Source organism: Streptomyces sp. NBC_00667, from assembly GCF_036226825.1.
GTDB lineage: Bacteria > Actinomycetota > Actinomycetes > Streptomycetales > Streptomycetaceae > Streptomyces.
Genome location: NZ_CP109022.1, coordinates 4,713,629 through 4,732,399 on the forward strand (window position 1 = coordinate 4,713,629; position 18,771 = coordinate 4,732,399).

At 71.4% G+C, this 18,771-nt stretch carries 20 protein-coding genes and 1 riboswitch; of the genes, 10 read left to right on the forward strand and 10 right to left on the reverse strand.

All coding sequences use genetic code 11. From position 1 onward, the window contains the following. The first annotated feature begins 57 nt into the window (after window positions 1–57). Window positions 58–540, forward strand: a complete 483-nt coding sequence (locus OHA81_RS21975) for an adenylyltransferase/cytidyltransferase family protein (protein ID WP_329198447.1) — start codon at window positions 58–60, stop codon at window positions 538–540. Here the strand turns inward: OHA81_RS21975 and OHA81_RS21980 are convergent. Continuing rightward, the gene (locus OHA81_RS21980) at window positions 521–1,261 is read right to left on the reverse strand and encodes a CDP-alcohol phosphatidyltransferase family protein (protein WP_329198448.1); all 741 of its coding nucleotides are present in this window, start codon (window positions 1,259–1,261) and stop codon (window positions 521–523) included. The genes OHA81_RS21975 and OHA81_RS21980 overlap by 20 nt on opposite strands. A gap of 150 nt (window positions 1,262–1,411) precedes the next feature. Next, window positions 1,412–3,811, reverse strand: a complete 2,400-nt coding sequence (gene glgX, locus OHA81_RS21985) for a glycogen debranching protein GlgX (RefSeq protein ID WP_443056613.1) — start codon at window positions 3,809–3,811, stop codon at window positions 1,412–1,414. A 179-nt stretch (window positions 3,812–3,990) separates the two neighbouring features. Here glgX and OHA81_RS21990 point away from each other — a divergent pair, with 179 nt between their 5' ends. The 6 genes from OHA81_RS21990 (at window position 3,991) to OHA81_RS22015 (ending at window position 10,561) form a co-directional block, all read left to right on the forward strand. Next, window positions 3,991–5,211, forward strand: a complete 1,221-nt coding sequence (locus OHA81_RS21990) for a L,D-transpeptidase (protein ID WP_329202462.1) — start codon at window positions 3,991–3,993, stop codon at window positions 5,209–5,211. A gap of 129 nt (window positions 5,212–5,340) precedes the next feature. Next, window positions 5,341–6,582: a L,D-transpeptidase gene (locus OHA81_RS21995; RefSeq protein WP_443056614.1), complete on the forward strand. Its 1,242-nt coding sequence runs from the start codon at window positions 5,341–5,343 to the stop codon at window positions 6,580–6,582. Window positions 6,583–6,668: 86 nt separating this feature from the next. Beyond that, complete coding sequence (locus tag OHA81_RS22000; RefSeq protein ID WP_329198450.1) at window positions 6,669–7,436, forward strand: enoyl-CoA hydratase/isomerase family protein; 768 nt, start codon at window positions 6,669–6,671, stop codon at window positions 7,434–7,436. A 251-nt stretch (window positions 7,437–7,687) separates the two neighbouring features. Further along, a complete protein-coding gene (locus tag OHA81_RS22005; protein ID WP_329198452.1) occupies window positions 7,688–8,191 on the forward strand; it encodes an ATP-binding protein in 504 nt (167 codons plus the stop codon). A gap of 406 nt (window positions 8,192–8,597) precedes the next feature. Further along, window positions 8,598–9,377, forward strand: coding sequence for a polysaccharide deacetylase family protein (locus tag OHA81_RS22010; RefSeq protein ID WP_329198454.1), 780 nt, complete (start codon window positions 8,598–8,600; stop codon window positions 9,375–9,377). Next, entirely contained in the window at window positions 9,374–10,561 is a 1,188-nt protein-coding gene (locus OHA81_RS22015; protein ID WP_329198456.1) for a YncE family protein, read from the forward strand. The genes OHA81_RS22010 and OHA81_RS22015 overlap by 4 nt, the downstream gene beginning before the upstream one ends. Before the next feature lie 69 nt (window positions 10,562–10,630). Here OHA81_RS22015 and OHA81_RS22020 read toward each other — a convergent pair whose 3' ends face one another. Together OHA81_RS22020 and OHA81_RS22025 are read right to left on the reverse strand one after the other, a co-directional pair. Next, the gene (locus tag OHA81_RS22020) at window positions 10,631–11,884 is read right to left on the reverse strand and encodes a cytochrome P450 (RefSeq protein ID WP_329198457.1); all 1,254 of its coding nucleotides are present in this window, start codon (window positions 11,882–11,884) and stop codon (window positions 10,631–10,633) included. Then, window positions 11,865–12,614, reverse strand: a complete 750-nt coding sequence (locus OHA81_RS22025) for a tRNA-dependent cyclodipeptide synthase (RefSeq protein ID WP_329198459.1) — start codon at window positions 12,612–12,614, stop codon at window positions 11,865–11,867. Before OHA81_RS22025 ends, OHA81_RS22020 begins: the two co-directional genes overlap by 20 nt. Before the next feature lie 251 nt (window positions 12,615–12,865). Here OHA81_RS22025 and OHA81_RS22030 point away from each other — a divergent pair, with 251 nt between their 5' ends. Continuing rightward, entirely contained in the window at window positions 12,866–13,078 is a 213-nt protein-coding gene (locus OHA81_RS22030) for an EF-hand domain-containing protein (RefSeq protein ID WP_190183507.1), read from the forward strand. A 38-nt stretch (window positions 13,079–13,116) separates the two neighbouring features. Here OHA81_RS22030 and OHA81_RS22035 read toward each other — a convergent pair whose 3' ends face one another. Genes OHA81_RS22035 through OHA81_RS22055 form a run of 5 tightly spaced genes read right to left on the reverse strand, consistent with a single transcriptional unit; the run spans window position 13,117 to window position 16,339 of the window. Continuing rightward, window positions 13,117–13,668, reverse strand: a complete 552-nt coding sequence (locus OHA81_RS22035) for a PadR family transcriptional regulator (RefSeq protein WP_329198462.1) — start codon at window positions 13,666–13,668, stop codon at window positions 13,117–13,119. A gap of 45 nt (window positions 13,669–13,713) precedes the next feature. Then, entirely contained in the window at window positions 13,714–14,547 is an 834-nt protein-coding gene (locus tag OHA81_RS22040; RefSeq protein ID WP_329198464.1) for an ATP-binding cassette domain-containing protein, read from the reverse strand. Further along, window positions 14,544–15,293, reverse strand: a complete 750-nt coding sequence (gene cbiQ / locus OHA81_RS22045) for a cobalt ECF transporter T component CbiQ (RefSeq protein ID WP_329198465.1) — start codon at window positions 15,291–15,293, stop codon at window positions 14,544–14,546. The genes OHA81_RS22040 and cbiQ overlap by 4 nt, the downstream gene beginning before the upstream one ends. A 3-nt stretch (window positions 15,294–15,296) precedes the next feature. Next, a complete protein-coding gene (locus tag OHA81_RS22050; protein ID WP_329198467.1) occupies window positions 15,297–15,647 on the reverse strand; it encodes an energy-coupling factor ABC transporter substrate-binding protein in 351 nt (116 codons plus the stop codon). Continuing rightward, complete coding sequence (locus tag OHA81_RS22055; RefSeq protein WP_329198469.1) at window positions 15,644–16,339, reverse strand: energy-coupling factor ABC transporter permease; 696 nt, start codon at window positions 16,337–16,339, stop codon at window positions 15,644–15,646. Before OHA81_RS22055 ends, OHA81_RS22050 begins: the two co-directional genes overlap by 4 nt. Before the next feature lie 29 nt (window positions 16,340–16,368). Beyond that, window positions 16,369–16,595, reverse strand: a riboswitch (cobalamin riboswitch). A gap of 82 nt (window positions 16,596–16,677) precedes the next feature. On the opposite strand from OHA81_RS22055, the gene OHA81_RS22060 reads away from it, so the two are divergent. Further along, window positions 16,678–17,409: a flavodoxin family protein gene (locus OHA81_RS22060; RefSeq protein WP_329198471.1), complete on the forward strand. Its 732-nt coding sequence runs from the start codon at window positions 16,678–16,680 to the stop codon at window positions 17,407–17,409. A gap of 23 nt (window positions 17,410–17,432) precedes the next feature. On the opposite strand, the gene OHA81_RS22065 is transcribed toward OHA81_RS22060, so the two are convergent. Further along, window positions 17,433–17,924: an AMIN-like domain-containing (lipo)protein gene (locus OHA81_RS22065; RefSeq protein WP_329198473.1), complete on the reverse strand. Its 492-nt coding sequence runs from the start codon at window positions 17,922–17,924 to the stop codon at window positions 17,433–17,435. Window positions 17,925–18,118: 194 nt separating this feature from the next. Here OHA81_RS22065 and OHA81_RS22070 point away from each other — a divergent pair, with 194 nt between their 5' ends. Next, the gene (locus tag OHA81_RS22070) at window positions 18,119–18,706 is read left to right on the forward strand and encodes a hypothetical protein (RefSeq protein ID WP_329198475.1); all 588 of its coding nucleotides are present in this window, start codon (window positions 18,119–18,121) and stop codon (window positions 18,704–18,706) included. Window positions 18,707–18,771: the final 65 nt, after the last annotated feature.

An 18,771-nucleotide genomic window follows, 5' to 3' on the forward strand; every position in this document is an offset into this window, starting at 1 on the left:
TGATCCGCCACGCCGGGGGGTGTGGCTTCTGGGGGGTAAGAGATGACGGAGCAGGACATGTCCGACCTTGGCGCGCCCGCACGCAGGCCGTATCGCGTCGGCTACGCGCCCGGAGCCTACGATCTGTTCCACATCGGACATCTCAACATCCTCCGGCACGCCCGCAGTCAGTGCGACTACCTGGTGGCCGGGGTGGTCTCCGACGAGATGGCCGAGCTCGCCAAGGGCCGCCGGCCGATGATCCCGCTCGTCGAACGGCTGGAGATCGTCCGCAGCGTCAAGTACGTGGACGCCGCCTTCGTGGAGACGGTCCCCGACAAGGTGGAGACCTGGAAGCAGGTCCGCTTCGACGTCATCTTCAAGGGCGACGACTGGCGCGGCACGCCCAAGGGCGACCGGCTGGAGAAGGACTTCGCCGAGCACGGGGTCGACGTCGTCTACTTCCCCTACACGGTGCACACCTCCAGCACGCAGCTGCGCCGGGCGCTGGACGCGCTGGCGCAGCCGCTCCCGGAACCCCTCACCGCGGAACTGCGCTGAGCTCCCGGAACCACTTCGCGAGGAACGCCAGCAGGAACAGCGCGGCGACCGCGCCCAGCGCCGCGTACGCCCAGCGGAACAGCCCGCCGCCGCCGAGCAGCAGGAACACCAGACAGAACACCCCGTAGTCCACGGGCAGCAAGGCCACCGCGCGCAGCGTCGAGGGGGCGGCGGCGGGGCTCCCCGGCGCCGGCCGGGGCTTGAGCTTCTCGGTGAGGAGGCCGCCGAAGAAGGTGACGACGGCCGCGAACTGGAAGCCGAGCGGCACCAGCAGCCAGCCGCCGGACCCCGTCCCGTCGTCGCCCGCGATCCCGTACGCGTCGGGGAAGCGGTAGAAGGCGATCAGTACGCAGGTGTGGAGCGCGGTCAGCTTGGCGCAGTCCACGACGTGGTCGAGCCACTCGCCCGCAGCGCTGCCGCCCCCGCGCAGCCGGGCCAGCTGTCCGTCCGCCGAGTCGAAGGCGAAGCCCACCGCGAGCGCGGCCCACACCGCGACCCCCAGCCCCCACGAGGGTGCGGCCAGTGCGACCGCCGCCACGGCGGCGAAGCTGAACGCGGCGCTGACCAGCGTCACCTGGTTCGGGGTGAGCCCGAGCGCGTACGAACCGGCGGCCAGGTACCGCCCGGCGGGCCGGTTGACGAACCGCGAGTAGAGCGACACCCCCTTCGCCGACTTCTGCGCTCCGCGCAGCTCCCGCAGCGCGGTCCCGACTGTCGGCATGGACGTAAGCCCCCTTCGCGGCGCGCACGTGTGTGCGACGCGTGTGTGTACGAAGGGCACATCATCGCAGGGCGCACACGGCTTTCGGTTCCGGATGCGCCCTTACGTCTTGAAGCGGCGGTGCACAGGGGCGAGCGGGGGCCCCGCGCCTCAGCCCGCCACCCGCAGCAGCAGCACCGCCCGCGCGGGGACCGTCATCCGCTCGCCGCCCCGGTGGCGGGTACCCGGTGCCGTCGCCTGCTCCTCCCGCGAGGTGTCGAGCACGAGCTCGTACGACGCCGCCCACGGCGCGCCCGGCAGCATCCACTCCACCGGCCGGTCCCCGGCGTGCAGCAACGCCAGGAAGCTGTCGTCGCTCACCTGCCGCCCCCGCTCGTCCCGGCCCGGGATGTCCCGGCCCGACAGGTACAGGCCCAGCGCCGCGGCGGGCGCGTACCAGTCCCGCTCGGTCATCTCCGTGCCCGCCGGGGTGAACCACGCCAGGTCGCGCAGGCCGTCCGCGTCCTGCGCCCGCCCCGAGAAGAACGCCCGCCTGCGCAGCACCGGATGCTCCCGGCGCAGCGCGGTCAGCCTGGTGGTCAGCGCGAACAGTTCCCGCCAGGACGGGTCCTCCAGCAGTGACCAGTCCAGCCAGCTCGTCGGGCTGTCCTGGCAGTACGCGTTGTTGTTGCCGCCCTGCGTCCGGCCGAACTCGTCGCCCGCGACCAGCATCGGCACCCCGGTCGACAGCAGCAGCGTGGTGAGCAGGTTGCGCAGCTGCCGCCGGCGCAGCGCCCCGATCCGGGGGTCGTCCGTCTCGCCCTCCGCCCCGCAGTTCCACGACCGGTTGTCGTTGGTGCCGTCCCGGCCGTCCTCCCCGTTGGCCTCGTTGTGCTTGCGCTCGTACGACACCAGGTCCCGCAGCGTGAAACCGTCGTGCGCGGTCACGAAGTTCACCGACGCGTACGGGCGCCGCCCGCCCCACGCGTACAGGTCGCTCGACCCCGACAGCCGGTACCCCAGGTCCCGCACGTCGGGCAGCGCGCCGCGCCAGAAGTCCCGGACGGCGTCCCGGTAGCGGTCGTTCCACTCGGTCCACAGCGGCGGGAACGCGCCCACCTGGTAGCCGCCCGAGCCCACGTCCCAGGGCTCCGCGATCAGCTTGACCCGCCGCAGCACCGGGTCCTGGGCGATCACCGCGAGGAACGGCGACAGCATGTCCACGTCGTGCATCGAGCGGGCCAGGGCCGCCGCCAGGTCGAAGCGGAAGCCGTCGACCCCCATCTCCGTCACCCAGTACCGCAGTGAATCGGTGATCAGCCGCAGCACGTTCGGCCGCCCGGCGTGCAGGGTGTTGCCGCAGCCCGTGTAGTCCGCGTACCGGCGCTGGTCGTTCTGGAGCCGGTAGTAGCCCCGGTTGTCGATCCCGCGCAGCGACAGGGTCGGCCCCAGCTCGCCGGCCTCCGCCGTGTGGTTGTAGACCACGTCGAGGATGACCTCGATCCCGGCCGCGTGCAGCGCCCGCACCATCCGCTTGAACTCGCCGACCTGCTGGCCGGCCGTACCGCTCGACGAGTACGCGGCGTGCGGGGCGAAGTAGCCGATCGAGTTGTAGCCCCAGTAGTTGCGCATCCCCCTGCGCAGCAGGTGGTCCTCGTGCGCGAACTGGTGCACCGGCAGCAGCTCCACCGCCGTCACCCCGAGGCGGGTCAGGTGGTCGACTGCGGCGGGATGGGCGAGCCCCGCGTAGGTGCCGCGCAGCTGCTCGGGAACGCCCGGATGGCGCATCGTGAACCCGCGCACGTGCAGCTCGTAGATCACCGAGTCGGCCCAGGGGGTCTTCGGCCGGACGTCATCCGCCCAGTCGTCGTCATCGTGGACCACGACGCCCTTGGGGACGTGCGGGGCCGAGTCCCGGTCGTCGCGCACGGTGTCCGCGATGTACTGCTGCGGCCAGTCCCGCACGTGGCCGTACACCTCCGGCGGCAGTGCGCCGTAGTCGTTGCCCGGCCGCGCGTCCACGGCCCGGGCGTACGGGTCCAGGAGCAGCTTCGCCGGATTGTGGCGAGCCCCCGTCCACGGGTCCCAGCGGCCGTGCACCCGGAACCCGTACCGCTGCCCGGGCCGCACGCCGGGGATGAAGCCGTGCCAGATCTCGTGGGTGAGCTCCGTCAGGGAGCAGCGCGTCTCGGCGCCCTGCCCGTCGAACAGGCACAGTTCCACCGCCTCGGCGCCCGGCGCCCACAGCGCGAAGTTGGTGCCCGCGGTCCCGTCCGGGCCCGACCGGTAGCGGGCGCCCAGCGGGTGCGAGGAGCCGGGCCACACCGGCGGCCCCGGGGGCGCCTGTACCCGCACGCTCCGGGCCTTGGGGCGGCCGACGACCTGCCCGGCGATCTGCCCGTGGGCGCCATTGCGGCCATGGGCGCCGTCGACGCCGTCGGCGAGGCCCTTGGGCCGGTCCTGCGGATGCCCGTCCGGTCGCCCGTCGACGGGCGGCGCGGGCGCGCTCACGTCGACCCGTACCTCTCCGGCGACGGTTTCCACCGCCTCTTGCTCGGCTGCGCTCGACACTGCCCGCCTCCACGGCTCTCGGTACCTGCGGGGGCAGGGGAGTGCGGCCCCGGCGTCCCGGCCCGGGCCCGCCCCCGTCTGGTCCTTCACACTGTTCTGCCCGAACTGCCCGGCCCGGAACGTCGCCCGCCCCCACGTTTCCCCCCAAGGGGGCCGGTCGTTGAGAGGGCGTGACTCTTCTGACGAGGCGGGCAGCGGCGGGCTCGGCGGCCGTCGCGGTGTGGGCGGCCCTGCTGGGCGGCCTGAGCGGCTGCACCGAGGACGGCCGTTCACCGGTCGAGATCCAGCTGCCCGGAAAACCCCGGTCGCCGGACGAGGCCATCCGGATCACCCCCGAGGACAACGCCAAGGGGGTCCCCGCCGACGGCCCGCTGACCGTCAAGATCACCGAGGGGAGGCTGGAGCGGGTGGTGGTCACGAAGGTCGAGGACGCCCAGGAGGAGCGGGTCCCGGGGGACATCGCCGAAGACGGGCTCAGCTGGAGCCCCGACCCGGCGGCCGGACGGCTCGCGCTCGCGGCCAAGTACACCGTCGACGCGGTGGCCGTCGACGGGCACGACCGCCGGCAGGCCCGGCACACCACCTTCACCACCTACGTGCCGGAGGAGCGGTTCATCGGCTACTTCCGGCCCGAGAACCGCTCCACCGTGGGCACCGGAATGATCGTCTCCTTCCGGTTCAACCGCTCCATCAGGCAGCGCGCCGCCGTGGAACGGGCCATCACCGTCAGCTCCGTCCCCGCGGTGAAGGTCGTCGGCCACTGGTTCGGCAACGACCGCCTCGACTTCCGGCCCAAGGAGTACTGGAAGCCCGGTACCCACGTCACCATCCGGATGAACCTCCGCGACGTCGAGGGCTCGCCCGGCGCGTACGGCGTCCAGGACAAGACGGTCACCTTCAAGGTCGGCCGTTCGCAGGTCTCCACCGTGGACGCGGCCGCGCACACCATGGAGGTCCGCCGCGAGGGCCGGCTGCTGCAGACGCTGCCCATCACCGCGGGGGCGCCCAAGAACACCACCTACAACGGCAAGATGGTGGTGATGGAGATGTTCGACGTCACGCGCATGAACGGTCAGACGGTCGGCTTCGGCGGCGAGTACGACATCCCCGACGTCCCCCACGCCATGCGGCTCACCACCTCGGGCACCTTCCTGCACGGCAACTACTGGGCCAGCCCGGACACCTTCGGCTCCCTCAACACCAGCCACGGCTGCGTGGGCCTGCGCGACGACAAGGGCGGCGGCTCGGACACCCCGGCGGGCTGGTTCTTCGACCGCTCGCTGGTCGGGGACGTGGTCGAGGTGGTCAACTCGCAGGACAAGACGGTGGCGGCGGACAACGGCCTGGGCGGCTGGAACCTCTCCTGGGCCGACTGGGCGGCGGGTTCCGCCACCGGCTGAGGACCGGGGCGCGGGGGCGGGACACGGCCCGCACACCAGTTGGGACGGAACGGTGACAAGACCGTGCCTTCACGTGATCTCCCCATGTGATTTCCTGTCGACAAGCGCGCGACTGTCCGCGCGGGGGACATGGGGAGAACAAGAGTGAACCTGCAGCCGATTCGCGGCCGCGTCCGCACCGGCCTGCCGGCCCTCCTGCTGGGAGCGGCGCTGCTGTTCACCAGCGCGTGCAGCGGCGGCGGAAACAGCGGGGGCGGCGCCGGTGACAACGCCGGCGGCAAGGGCGGCGGCAAGACGGGCACCGAGGCGTCCAAGGCCGTGGTCAACGTCAAGCCGGACGACGGCTCCAAGGAGGTCGCCACGAGCGGCGTCCTCAAGATATCCAGCACCGGCGGCAAGCTCGCCACGGTGACGGTCGCCGACACCAAGGGCAACGCGGTCGACGGCAAGATGGGCGCCGACGGGGCCAGCTGGGAGCCCTCGCGCAACCTGGCCGCGGCCACCGAGTACAAGGTGCACGTGGTCGCCAAGGACGAGGCCGGCCGGGAGTCCGCGAAGGACACCACCTTCACCACCCTCACGCCGACGAACACCTTCGTCGGCCACTACACCCCCGAGGACGGCGAGACCGTCGGCGTGGGCATGCCCGTGTCGATCAACTTCACCCGGGGCATCACCAACACCGAGGCGGTCGAGAAGGCCATCACCGTCACGGCGGAGCCCAACGTGCCGGTCGAGGGCCACTGGTTCGGCAACGACCGGCTCGACTTCCGTCCCGAGAAGTACTGGGCCGCGGGTACCAAGGTCACCGTGAAGATCGCCCTCGACGGCGTCGAGGGCCGCCCGGGCGTCTACGGCAAGCAGACCCGTACCGTCCACTTCACCATCGGCCGCTCCCAGGTCTCCACGGTCGACGCGAGCGCGCACACGATGGAGGTCGTCCGCGACAACCAGGTGCTCAGGAACCTGCCGATCACCGCGGGCGCCCCGTCGACCACCACGTACAACGGGCAGATGGTCATCAGCGAGAAGTACAAGGTGACCCGGATGAACGGCGCCACCGTCGGCTTCGGCGGCGAGTACGACATCTCCGACGTCCCCCACGCCATGCGCCTGTCGAACTCCGGCACCTTCGTGCACGGCAACTACTGGGCCTCCAGCAGCACGTTCGGCTCGGAGAACGTCAGCCACGGCTGCGTCGGCCTCAAGGACGCGCGCGGCGCCGGTGACGACGAGCAGCCCGCCGCCTGGTTCTTCAACGAGTCCCTCGTCGGCGACGTGGTCGTCGTGAAGAACTCCAAGGACAAGCAGATCGCCCCGGACAACGGCCTCAACGGCTGGAACATGGAATGGTCGGAGTGGATCAAGTAGTCCGCTCCGGTACGTGATGCGGTGGCCCGGTGCTGTGACCCACAGCACCGGGCCACCCGGCGTTAACCGGCACTAACCTTCCCCGTATGACCCTCTCTCTCGAAGTCTCCGAAGGCGTCGGCACCCTGCGTCTGGACCGGCCGCCCATGAACGCCCTGGACATCGCCACCCAGGACCGGCTGCGCGAGCTCGCGGTGGAGGCCACCGACCGCGCCGACGTCCGTGCGGTGATCATCTACGGCGGCGAGAAGGTGTTCGCGGCCGGCGCGGACATCAAGGAGATGCAGACGATGGACCACGCGGCCATGGTCGCCCGCTCCCGCGGGCTCCAGGACGCCTTCACCGCCGTCGCGCGCATTCCCAAGCCGGTCGTCGCGGCCGTCACCGGCTACGCCCTGGGCGGCGGCTGTGAGCTCGCGCTGTGCGCCGACTACCGGATCGCGGCCGACAACGCCAAGCTCGGCCAGCCCGAGATCCTGCTCGGCCTGATCCCGGGCGCCGGCGGCACGCAGCGGCTGTCCCGGCTGATCGGTCCCTCCAAGGCCAAGGACCTCATCTTCACCGGCCGCATGGTCAAGGCGGACGAGGCGCTCACCCTGGGGCTCGTGGACCGGGTCGTGCCGGCGGCCGAGGTGTACGAGCAGGCGCACGCCTGGGCGGCGAAGCTCGCGCAGGGCCCGGCCCTGGCGCTGCGCGCCGCCAAGGAGTGCGTGGACGCCGGGCTGGAGGCGGACATCGACACCGGGCTCACCATCGAACGCAACTGGTTCGCCGGTCTGTTCGCCACCGAGGACCGCGAGCGCGGTATGCGCAGCTTCGTCGAGGAGGGTCCGGGCAAGGCCAAGTTCCTCTGAGGCGCGGCCGGTTGTGGCCGGTTCCTCCTTGGGGGTGGATTAGCCAGGCCTTAAGGGAGCCTTAAGGCGCAGCAGTGATCCACTCACCGTGATCACCGGTGCGCACCGTGTCACCCCAGGTCGGACCGGTGGCGCGGCTCCCTGTTTGCCTTGCGCATATGCCGGAACGCCCCCCGGGGGCCAGTGGACCCCGGGGGGTGTTTTCCCGCGGAACGGCCCGGAGCGGCGGTGCGGCCGTCCATGATGGGTGCATGGCGGGCCTGGAGGGTGTGGAGCAGCCGCGGCAGCGCGGCAGCGCTTCGGCGGTACGGATCGCGGCGGCTCTTGAGGAGGAGCAGGGGCTGCGGGCCCTGGAGTTGTACGGCAACCCCGCCGAGGCGGAAGTCACGCTGCCGTCCATGCCCGAATCCGCCGGTACGGCGCGCCGCCTGACCCAGTCCGTGGTGATCCGGCTGTGGGGGCTGTCGCCGCAGATCGCCGAGCACACCGTCCTGTTGGTCTCCGAACTCGTCGGCAACGCCGTGCGGCACACCGGGGCGCGGTCGTTCGGCTTACGGCTGGTGCGCCGTCGCGGGTGGATCCGGGTGGAGGTGCGCGACCCTTCCCGCGGGCTGCCCTGTCTGATGCCGGTCCACGAGATGGACACCACGGGCCGGGGGCTGTTCCTCGTGGACAAGCTGTCCGACCGCTGGGGCGCCGACCTGCTGCCGCGTGGAAAGATCACCTGGTTCGAGATGCGGGTGGCCGACCGCTGAGGAGCCGGGGCCGCCGGAACGCGAGTGTCGCCGGAACGCCAGAAACCCCCTGTCGCCTCTGTCGGGCGCCGCGGGGGTTTCATGGGTGCGCCGAGGATCTGGGGGGGTGTGATCCTCGGCGTTGGACTTCGCTCGGGTCAAAGGGAAGCCGTGATTCCGACTATGGCAGACGAGCGACCAAATGCCAAAACCGCAAACTCGGACATAAGTGTGTATAACCTAAGAGTTCACAGTTAAATCCTAGGTGAGATGACCCACCCGCCTCGTAATCGATGAATAAGTATCGACCGCTCTGCGTGAATCGTTGATCACATAGCGGACGGCTCGCTCGCCGGAGCCCGCTTGGCCAGGGTGCCGAACTGGGTCAATCAGCACGTACAGGGACATCCACGCCTTAAATGGGCGGGTGCACTGCTACCCGGACCGTCGATCCGCCCTCCTCGCCGGTGCCGCGGTCGCCGCCGGTGCCGTCACCGCCGCCTGTGGGACCGCGACGCCGCCCAAGGCGCCCGCCCCCGCCGCCCCCACCCCGGCCAGACCCGCCCCGGCGGCCGCCGCCCCCGGCCCGCGCCGGTTCGCCGGCCAGCCCGTGGAGATCGCGCACGGCTCCCGGGACCGCCCCCGCATCGCGCTCACCTTCCACGGCAACGGCGACCCCGCGACCGGGCGCGCGGTCCTCGCCGAGGCGGAGCGCGCGGGAGCGCGGGTCACCGTACTGGCGATCGGCACCTGGCTCGACGAGCACCCCGACATGGCCCGCCGGGTCCTGGACGGCGGCCACGAGCTCGGCAACCACACCCAGCACCACCTCGCCATCAACTCCATGTCCGAGGACGAGGCCTACGAGGAAATCACCGGATGCGCCCAGCGCCTGCGGCGCCTCACCGGCTCGATCGGCACCTGGTTCCGCCCCTCGCAGACCCAGTACGCGACCCCCCTCGTCCAGAAGCTCGCCCAGCGCGCGGGCTACCCGCACGTCCTCTCGTACGACGTGGACTCCCTCGACTTCACCTCGCCCGGCGCCGCGGCCGTCATCCGCAACGTCACCGGGACGATCCACGCCGGATCGGTGGTGAGCCTGCACTTCGGCTACGCGGACACGGTCGACGCGATGCCGCCCCTCCTCGAAGAACTCGCGCGACGCCAACTGCGCGCGGTGACCACCACGGAGCTGCTGACCCCATGACGACGAATCGCCTTCCACGGAAGGCCACCGTGCTGCTTGCCGGACTGGTTCTCGCGGCCCTGGCCGGGTGCGGAGCCGGGGGAAAGGGCGCGACCGAGGCGCTCGGCACCAAGGGGCCCGCCCGGCCGGCCAAGGCGGAACCCGCGGCGCCGCCCGGACTGGCCGGAATGCCGCCGGTGCTCGACCCCCATGACGTCTACGCGGCCGACCGGCCGAACCAGCTCTCCCCGGTCGTCAAGAACTTCCCTTCCCGTGTCTACGTACCGAACACCGGCTCCAACACCGTGTCCGTCATCGACCCGAAGACGTACAAGGTCATCGACACCATCCCGGTGGGCGTCCAGCCCCAGCACGTGGTGCCGTCCTGGGACATGAAGACGCTGTGGGTCAACAACAACCGCGGTCACACGCTCACCCCCATCAACCCGGCCACCGGCGAGGCCGGTGAACCCGTGGAGGTGCACGACCCGTACAACCTGTACTTCACGCCCAACGGCAAGTACGCCGTCGTGATGGCCTCCATGGACCGCGAGCTGGTCTTCCGCAACCCGCACACCATGGACCGGGTCAAGACGGTCCCGGTGACCTGTTACGGCGTCAACCACGCGGACTTCTCGCTGGACGGCCGGTACTTCATCGTCAGCTGCGAGTTCTCGGGCGAGCTGCTCAAGGTCGACACCGAGAAGATGGAGGTCGTCGGCCAGCAGAAACTGCCCTTCGAAGGCGCCATGCCGCAGGACGTCAAGGTCTCGCCGGACGGGAAGACCTTCTACGTCGCGGACATGATGGCGCACGGCATGTGGGTGCTCAGCGGCGACAAGTTCGGGGCGCCGAAGCTGCTGCCCACCGGGAAGGGCTGCCACGGCCTGTACGTCAGCCGCGACTCGAAGGAGATGTACATCTCCAACCGGGGCGAGGGCAGCATCTCCGTCTTCGACTTCAAGGCCAACAAGCTCACCAAGAAGTGGGAGCTCCCCGACGGAGGCAGCCCCGACATGGGCGGGGTCTCCGCCGACGGCAAGGTGTTGTGGCTTTCGGGCCGCTACAACTCGGAGGTGTACGCGATCGACACGAAGACCGGCGAGGAGCTGGCCAAGATCCCGGTCGGCTCCGGCCCCCACGGCCTCGCCGTCTACCCCCAGCCCGGCCGCTACTCGCTCGGCCACACCGGCATCTTCCGTTAGGGCGCGAAGCGGTGGCGCCCAGGGAACCCGCACGGCTCCCGGGACGCCACCGCTCCTGTGCACGCGGCCTCACCAGGCGACGGGAAGCCGCTCGGGAAGCCGCTTGATGAACCCCGTGCGCCAGACCAGGTTCTCGGCCGGCACGGCCAGCCGCAGCCCCGGCAACCGCTCCACCAGCACCTCCAGCGCGATTTCCGCGTGCAGCCGGGCCAGCGCGGTCGCCGGGCAGAAGTGCCGCCCGGCCCCGAAGGCGAGGTGGGCGCCCGCGCCCTCCCGCTCCAGGTCCAGCTCGTCCGGGCCCTCGAAGGCCTCCGGGTCGAAGTTGGCCCCCTCCAGCAGGACGAGGACCAGCTCGCCCTCCTTCACCAGCACGTCCCCGACCTGCACGTCGGCCAGGGCGATGCGCGGCAGGCCGTCGCCCACGGACAGGTTCCAGCGCAGCAGCTCCTCCACCGCACCGCCCATCCGCTCCGGGTGCGCCCGCAGGTACCCGATGAGTTCGGGGCGCTGGAGCAGCGCGAGGACCGCGAGCACCAGGAACGCGGACGTGGACACCGCGCCCGCCCCGAAGAGCGAGACGGCGACCGTCGCGAACATGTCGTCGCTCAGGTGCGCCGACTCGGGGTCGGCCTCCTTGAGCTCGGCGAACCTGCCGAGGAGCCCCGTACGCTCCTCGGCAGGCAGGGCCAGCTGGACGTTCAGCTGCCCGGCGAAATAGGCGACGTCCTTGTACCAGTTCAGTGCGGAGTCGGCGAACGGTTCGCGCGCGGTCATGAACGCGACGTCCAGCCCCGACATCAGCCGGCGGTGGTCCGCGAAGGGAACGCCCAGCACCTGACAGTGCAGCGCCGCCGAGAAGGGGTCGGCGAACCCCGCCCGGAGGTCCGCCGGACCGCCCTCTGCCACGATCTGGTCGATGAGCTCCCCGGCCTTGGCGCGCAGCCACTCCTGCAGGCCCTTCTGGCGCGGGTTCAGCGCCTTCATCACCGCGTTGCGCAGCCCGGCGCTGTTGATGTTGCCCATGTTGTTGACGACCTCGGGCGGGATCGTCAGCGCGTACTGGCGGGGGACTCCGGCGTTCGCGGTGTCCTTGAGGCTGAACCGCTCGTCCTCCAGCACCTGCTTGGCCAGCGCGTAACTGCTGACGAGCCACGCCGGGTCCCCGGTCAGGGTGCGGACCCTGGCGACCGGCGCCTTCTCGCGCAGCCAGGCGCACTCCTCGGGAAGCACGTCGCCCCGCCGCGACAGCGGGAAGTCGAGGAGCGCCCCACCGTCGGCCGCGTCCCGTCCGCCCTCCCGTCCCTCAAGCTGCTCGACGCTCATCGACGGTCCCTTCGGTCGGTGCGTGGTTCACGGCTCTGGCGTGCTCGGGGCGCACGACGGCGTACGCCTGGTTGCGGGTCGCGCGCAGGCCGCCGCCACGCGCGAAGAGGACGTCGGTCATGGGCATCTTGACGTGATAGGCCGCCACGGAGGACGGCACGTCGAGAATGCTCGGGGTGTCCACGAAGAACGGCAGCTCCGCCGCCATGTAATCGAAACAGACCTGCAACTGTGCGTCTGTGATGGATTCACCTTCCGGCAACTTCGACCCCACGAAATGGAGAGCCATTTCCTCGCATCCCTTACGGAACGCGTCGTCCGTCTCAAGGAAATGCAGAACCCGCCGGTGCAGGAGCTGGTACACCGGGTTCGACTGGAAGTCGGAAAGCGCCCTCACGCGTATCTCGGCGTGAGTGGATCCTGCCTCCTCGACACCTTTGAGAATCCTTCGCCGCACTGCCTTGATCTCCTTCGTGGCCCGCTTCTCCGCGTGCTCCGGGGTGTAGCCGAAGGCGGCGAACATCCGGTCCACGTGGAGGTCCGCGTAGACGAAGTCGACCTGCGCGAAGCGGGTCGCAGCCCATCGGGCAAGACTGCTGATGCGCTCGGAGCTGAAGTAGCTGTTGCCGGGGCTCACTCCGATGAGCACATGGTCGCCGTCTTCCCAGATATGGCGGCAAGTGCGGGTGAAGGGCAGAACTTCGAATGATGCGTCAGCTGTGATCGTCACCTGTGATCGCCCTTTATGCCGCTTGTCCCTGGGAGCCCTGCGCTCCTGGTGTGGCGGCAATGCCGGTACGTTATGCCGTGATCCCGGAGCGTGACAAGTGGCGGCTGGATTTGATGGCTGGAATTATCGCTTCCGGATGGCGGAAGAGTAATTGCATTTCTTTCTGCCGGCCGAACGGGACCCGGGGTGAGGACGACCCGCCGGGGGCGCTACCCTGAGCCGTCAACAAGCACCGAGAAGGGGTGGACCCAGTGGCGGACATCGAGAGCGCGCGGGCGACGTTCGGCAAGTTCGACGCGGACGGCGACGGCTTCGTCACGGCCGACGAGTACAGCGCGGCCATGAAGGCCATGGGTGACGCGTACGTCACCGGCGCCGTCGCGGACGCCGTCATCGCCGCCAAGGACGCCAACGGCGACGGCCTGCTGAGCTTCGACGAGTTCTGGAACGCCCTGAACAAGTAGCGGACGCGGGACGGGGCCGCGTCACGCGGGCGGCCCCGTCATGTCCTCGGCGGCCCCGTCATGTCGTCGACCTCGGCCAGCGCCTCCTCCAGCCAGCGCAGCCAGAACGTCTCCAGGCCGATCCCGCCGCGCAGCACGAGCCGGCGCAGCCGGTCCTCGTCGGAGTCCCGCCCCGGCGGGAAGTCCTTCGCCTCGATCGCCTCGTACTCGGCCAGCTGCCCCCGGTGCAGCTCCAGATGGCGCCGCAGCTCCCCTGCCAGCCCCTGCGGGCCGACGACGCCGGCCGCCCGCACCCGCAGCAGCAGCGGATCCCGGATCGCCTTGGGGTCCTGGCTCTCGCCGACCCACCGGGTCAGCTCCGCGCTCCCCGCGGGCAGTACCTCGTACTCCTTCTTCTGCCCCCGTACGGGCACCTCGCTGGGCAGCGCCCGGATCAGCCCGGCCTCCTCCAGCCGGCCCAGCTCACGGTAGATCTGCTGGTGCGTCGCGGACCAGAAGTACCCGATCGACTTGTCGAACCGCCGGGTCAGCTCCAGCCCGGACGAGGGCTTTTCGAGCAGGGCGGTGAGGATGGCGTGCGGGAGCGACATGCGCTCATCCTAGGTTCGCGCCCCGGCGCCGGGCCGTGGCCCGGTTCAGGACGGGGCCCCGGCCCACGCGGACAGCGCCTGCGGCGTCCGCGGTCCCGGCGCGTCCTCCTCCAGCAGGCCGCGCGCCCGCAGGAACGCCGTCACCACCGGGGACCACGCCTGGCGGAGCCCCGCGGACGCCAGGAGCTCCGGGTCCGACAGCAGGGCCCCGGCCGGCCCGAAGCGGATGCCCGACGGGGTGAGGACCGCCGCGTCGTCGGCCCAGCGCACCGCGAGGTCGACGTCGTGCGTGGCCATCACCACCGTCGTACCGTTCCCGCGCAGGCCCGCCAGCACCTCCAGCAGCCGTTCCTGCCCGTCGGGGTCGAGTCCGGCCGTCGGCTCGTCCAGGATCAGCACCCGCGGCGCCATCGCCACCGCGCCCGCGATCGCCGCCCGCTTGCGCTGCCCGTACGAGAGCAGGTGGGTCGGCCGGTCCCGCAGGGCGGTGATGTCCAGCGCGGTCAGCGCCGAGTCCACCCGCTCCCTCACCTCGGCCGGGGCCAGGCCCATGTTCATGGGGCCGAAGGACACGTCCTGCTCGACCGAGGCCGCGAACAGCTGGTCGTCCGGGTCCTGCACGACCAGCTGCACGCAGCTGCGCAGCCGGGTCAGCCCCGTGCGGTCGTACCGCACCGCCGTGCCGTCCAGCCGCAGTTGGCCCGCGCCGGGCCGCAGGCCGCCGCTCAGCAGCCGCATGAGCGTGGTCTTGCCGCTGCCGTTGCGGCCCAGCAGGACCAGCGCCCGGCCCCGCGCGATGGCGAAGTCGACGCCGGACAGCACCTCGGGGCCGTCCTCGTACGCGTAGCCCGCGCCCACCAGTTCCACCAACGGGTTCACAGGTACCGCCCTTCCAGGGTGAGAGTCACGGTGACCAGCGCGCCCAGCAGGGCCGCCGACGCCGCCAGGAACCGCCACGACACCGCCGCCCCGGGCACCAGCACCCGCAGGGCCCCGTCGTAGCCCCGCCCGGCCAGCCCCTCCTGGAGCCGCGCCGCGCGGTCGAAGGCCCGTACGAACGAGGTGGCGGCCAGCCCGGCCAGCGAACGCCACAGCGCGGCCCGGCCCGTGTGCCCGAGCCGGGCCGCCTGCGCCCGGCGCACCCGGGCCACCGAGTCCAGCAGCAGGAACCCGATCCGGTACATGACCAGGGCCACGTCCACCACCGGGGCCGGGACGCCCGCCCGCACCAGCCGGGGAAGCACGTCCGACACCGGGGTGGTGAAGGCGAACAGCAGCACCCCGAGCGAGGCCGCCGACGTACGCAGCAGCAGCTCCGCCGCGTGCCGGGGGCCGTCCGGAGCCAGGGAGACCGGCCCCGCCGGGCCGCCCACCGCGAACAGCAGGGGCAGCGCCCCGGTGACGCAGAAGCCCAGCGGGATCCGGAAGGCCCGCCACAGCTGCCGTCCGGCGACCCCGGCCGGACCGAGCAGCACGGCCAGGGTCGCCGCCGCCACCAGCGGCCCGCCGGGCCAGGGCGGCAGGGCGACGGCGGTGACGGTGAGCCCGAGCCCCAGCAGCGCCTTCTCCAGCGGGTGGCGGTGGCGCCAGCGGCTGCCGTGCGCCGCCACGTCGATGGGCAGCACCGGCTAGGACTGTTCGTCGCGGGGCGGCCGGCCCGGCGACTGTTCGCGGTGGCTCTGGGCGAGGCCCTGGCGGCGGCCCTTGCGCAGGCCGAAGTAGTAGGCGAGCACGCCCGCGCCGAGGGCCGCCTGGAGGGCGAACAGCGCCGACTCCACCTCCGCGGACGGCGGTTCGTACAGCGGCGAGAACCACGGCTCGTAGCCCGGCTCGATCTCGGTGATCGCCGATTCGGCCTGGCTGTCGGCGCCGGCGAACGGTTCCTCCTTGCCGTCGCCCATGCCCAGCGCGACGGGCAGCACGGCGAGCGCCGCGACCAGGAGCAGCAGCAGGGCGTTGATCTTCGCGTTGCGGCTCATCGGGCGGCCTCCGTGCGCGCGGCGCCACCGGCCGGCCCGGCGACACCGAGCCGGACCAGGTCGGACTTGCTGGACTGCGTCAGCAGCCGCATGACCAGGACGGTCAGCAGCCCCTCGCTGACGGCCAGCGGGATCTGCGTGAGCGCAAATATCCCGCCGAACTTCGCGAGCGCGCCGGGGAACCCGCTCGACGGGTCCGGGAAGGCCAGCGCCAGCTGGACGCTGGTCACGCAGTAGGTGACGAGGTCGGCGAAGAACGCGCCGAAGAAGACGGTGACCATCAGCGGCACGTCGAACCGCTTGAGCAGCCGGTAGACGCCGTACCCCGCCCAGGGTCCGGCGATCGCCATCGAGAAGGCGTTCGCGCCGAGCGTGGTCAGCCCGCCGTGCGCGAGCAGCAGGGCCTGGAACAGCAGGGTGATGGTCCCGAGCACCGTCATGACCGGTGGCCGGAACAGGATCGCGCCGAGCCCCGTCCCGGTGGGGTGCGAACAACTGCCCGTCACCGACGGGATCTTGAGGGCCGACAGGACGAACGTGAACGCCCCCGACGCGCCCAGCAGCAGCGTGCTCTCCGGGTTCGCCCTCACCTCACGGGACAGGGCCCGGGCACCGTGTACGACGAAGGGGGCGGACGCGACGCCCCAGGCGACCGCGTGCAACGGGGGCAGGAAGCCCTCGGCGATATGCATGACTGTGGAGACCTCTCCAGCACCTCGTGGATGGACGACGCGCCCCGGCCGGTCTCCTGGCTCACGGGTACTGATGCCCTGACTCCGCCTTCCCGGGGCCGTGCGGTCTCCCGCGCAGGTCCCAGTGGCTTCCCGCGGTGGGGGCACCTCCCGGACGGAGTCTGGGGGAGAGTGGAGCCGGACTTCCCGATCACAGTGGCGAGGGCCGCACCGGTTTCCCACCGGTTTCCCGAACACCAAGGCCCCATGACCCTAGTCGCCCGTCCGGACGGGTCACAACCCGCCCCTTCCGGGCGCGCCCGCTGGCGGCCGCGTCCGGTGCGACGCACGGTGGTGCGGTGGCCGACGACTCCGCAACCGCGCAGACCCCCCGCTACGGCGACCTGAGCGCCCTCTTCGTGAACTGCACCCTCAAGCGGTCCCCCGAGACCAGCAACACCGAGGGCCTGATCTCCCGGAGCCGGGCGGTCATGGAGGCCGCCGGCGCCCGGACCGAGCTCGTCCGCGCCGTCGACCACGACATCGCCACCGGCGTCTGGCCCGACATGACCGAGCACGGCTGGGAGAGCGACGAGTGGCCCGTCCTCTACAGCCGGATCATGGACGCCGACATCCTGGTGCTGTGCGGCCCCATCTGGCTCGGGGACAACAGCTCCGTGATGAAGCAGGTCATCGAGCGGCTGTACGCCTGCTCCTCGCTGCTGAACGACCGGGGCCAGTACGCCTACTACGGCCGGGTCGGCGGGGCGCTCATCACCGGCAACGAGGACGGCGTCAAACACTGCGCCATGAACGTCCTCTACAGCCTCCAGCACCTCGGGTACGCGATCCCGCCGCAGGCCGACGCCGGGTGGATCGGTGAGGCCGGGCCGGGGCCCTCGTACCTGGACCCCGGCTCGGGCGGCCCCGAGAACGACTTCACCAACCGGAACACGACCTTCATGAGCTGGAACCTCATGCACCTGGCCGCCCTGCTGAAACGGGCGGGCGGTATCCCGGCGCACGGCAACCAGCGCTCGGAGTGGGACGCCGGATGCCGCTTCGACTTCCCGAACCCCGAGCACCGGTAGCGCGGGGCCGGGCCGGTGTCGCGTCAGCAGGTGGCCGGGTGCGGGAAGTCCAGGACGAACCGCTCCGGGGCGTGCAGCACGCTCGTGTTATAGGTGGGCGGGGTGTCGAAGGCCGCGCCGAAGGTGACGTACCCCTCGAAGTCGCCGGTCTTGGCCATGCCCTTGAGCTTGGGGAGGGCGATCTGCTGGAGCGCCGGCCCCACGTAGACGTTGTGACCGGCCGAGTCGTGCGCGGCGGCGGGGTGCAGCCTGATCTCGAGGAAGTACTTGCCCGGCAGCGGGACCGGCTTGCCGGACCCGTCGTAGACCAGCTCGGAGACGGGCGTGACGGTGACCGGCGGGGCGGCTCCCTGGAGGTCGATGACGAGCCGGTCGTAGGTGCAGTGCCCGCCCCAGCGGGCGTTGGTGACCAGCGTGGTGGAGGCGGCGGAGGCCGGCGCGGCGAACGCGGCCCCGGCGGTGAGCAGGGCGCCCGCGAGCAGGGCGGTGACCTGGCGGCGTCGTGCGTTCTGCATGACGTCCCCCCGATTCTGAGAGACGGGGACAAGGGTGACACCACTGAAGACACCCGGGACGCCGTCACGGTTGCACGGATCACGCCGTGGCGGCGTGCCATTCCTGGCAGGGTGGCGGCCTGGACATGGACCGTGCGACAGGGGAGCACCGGATGCGCCGTCACCGCCTTCACACCCGCCTTCACCGTCATGCCGTGATCACCGCGGTCCTCGTCCTCGCGGCCACCGCCTGCGGAAGCGGCGACGAGGAGGTCTCCCAGGAGGGCAAGGGCGGCTATCCCTGGGTCGCCACGGACGAGATATGCAACGCGCTGCCGTACGGCAAACTGGCCGACCCGCTCGGGGCCCGCGAGGACGTGGCCGACCGCACCCGCCGGACCACCGGGGGCTACCCGGGCGCCGAGTGCGTCCAGAAGCTCGTCCGGAGCGGCCCCGCGGCCTATGGGGGAGCCAAGGTCGAGCTGGACTTCGCCTACCTCCCGAGCGTCGACGACGCGAAGGCGGTCTTCGCCAAGGTGCGGGGCGACGCGGGCAAGGACTCGCCGGGCGGCGCCCCGGCCGACGTCAAGGGCGTGGGCAAGGAGGCGTACCGCCTCCTCTACACCAAACCGGACGATCCGCGCCAGGTCAGGCAGATACGGGTGCGGGACAGCAACCTCATGCTGGACATCACGGTCACCGGGGAGGCGGACGAGCCCCCCACTCCCGAGAGCCTCAAGACGCTGGACGACGCCGTGAACGCCTTCGCCAAGGGCTGTCTGACCTCGATCCGCAGGAAGTAGCGCGAGGACGGGGAAAGGGCCGGGCGCACCCGCGCCCGGCCCTCCCGTCGGTACCCGCCGGCCGC

Coding starts and splice junctions, on each gene's coding strand:
- OHA81_RS21995 (WP_443056614.1), top strand. CDS start 5,341: ATGGGGAGAACAAGAGTGAACCTGCAGCCGATTCGCGGCCGCGTCCGC.
- OHA81_RS22015 (WP_329198456.1), top strand. CDS start 9,374: ATGACGACGAATCGCCTTCCACGGAAGGCCACCGTGCTGCTTGCCGGA.
- OHA81_RS22055 (WP_329198469.1), bottom strand. CDS start 16,339: ATGCATATCGCCGAGGGCTTCCTGCCCCCGTTGCACGCGGTCGCCTGG.
- OHA81_RS22005 (WP_329198452.1), top strand. CDS start 7,688: ATGGCGGGCCTGGAGGGTGTGGAGCAGCCGCGGCAGCGCGGCAGCGCT.
- OHA81_RS22035 (WP_329198462.1), bottom strand. CDS start 13,668: ATGTCGCTCCCGCACGCCATCCTCACCGCCCTGCTCGAAAAGCCCTCG.
- OHA81_RS22050 (WP_329198467.1), bottom strand. CDS start 15,647: ATGAGCCGCAACGCGAAGATCAACGCCCTGCTGCTGCTCCTGGTCGCG.
- OHA81_RS22065 (WP_329198473.1), bottom strand. CDS start 17,924: ATGCAGAACGCACGACGCCGCCAGGTCACCGCCCTGCTCGCGGGCGCC.
- OHA81_RS22020 (WP_329198457.1), bottom strand. CDS start 11,884: ATGAGCGTCGAGCAGCTTGAGGGACGGGAGGGCGGACGGGACGCGGCC.
- OHA81_RS21975 (WP_329198447.1), top strand. CDS start 58: ATGTCCGACCTTGGCGCGCCCGCACGCAGGCCGTATCGCGTCGGCTAC.
- OHA81_RS22000 (WP_329198450.1), top strand. CDS start 6,669: ATGACCCTCTCTCTCGAAGTCTCCGAAGGCGTCGGCACCCTGCGTCTG.
- OHA81_RS21980 (WP_329198448.1), bottom strand. CDS start 1,261: ATGCCGACAGTCGGGACCGCGCTGCGGGAGCTGCGCGGAGCGCAGAAG.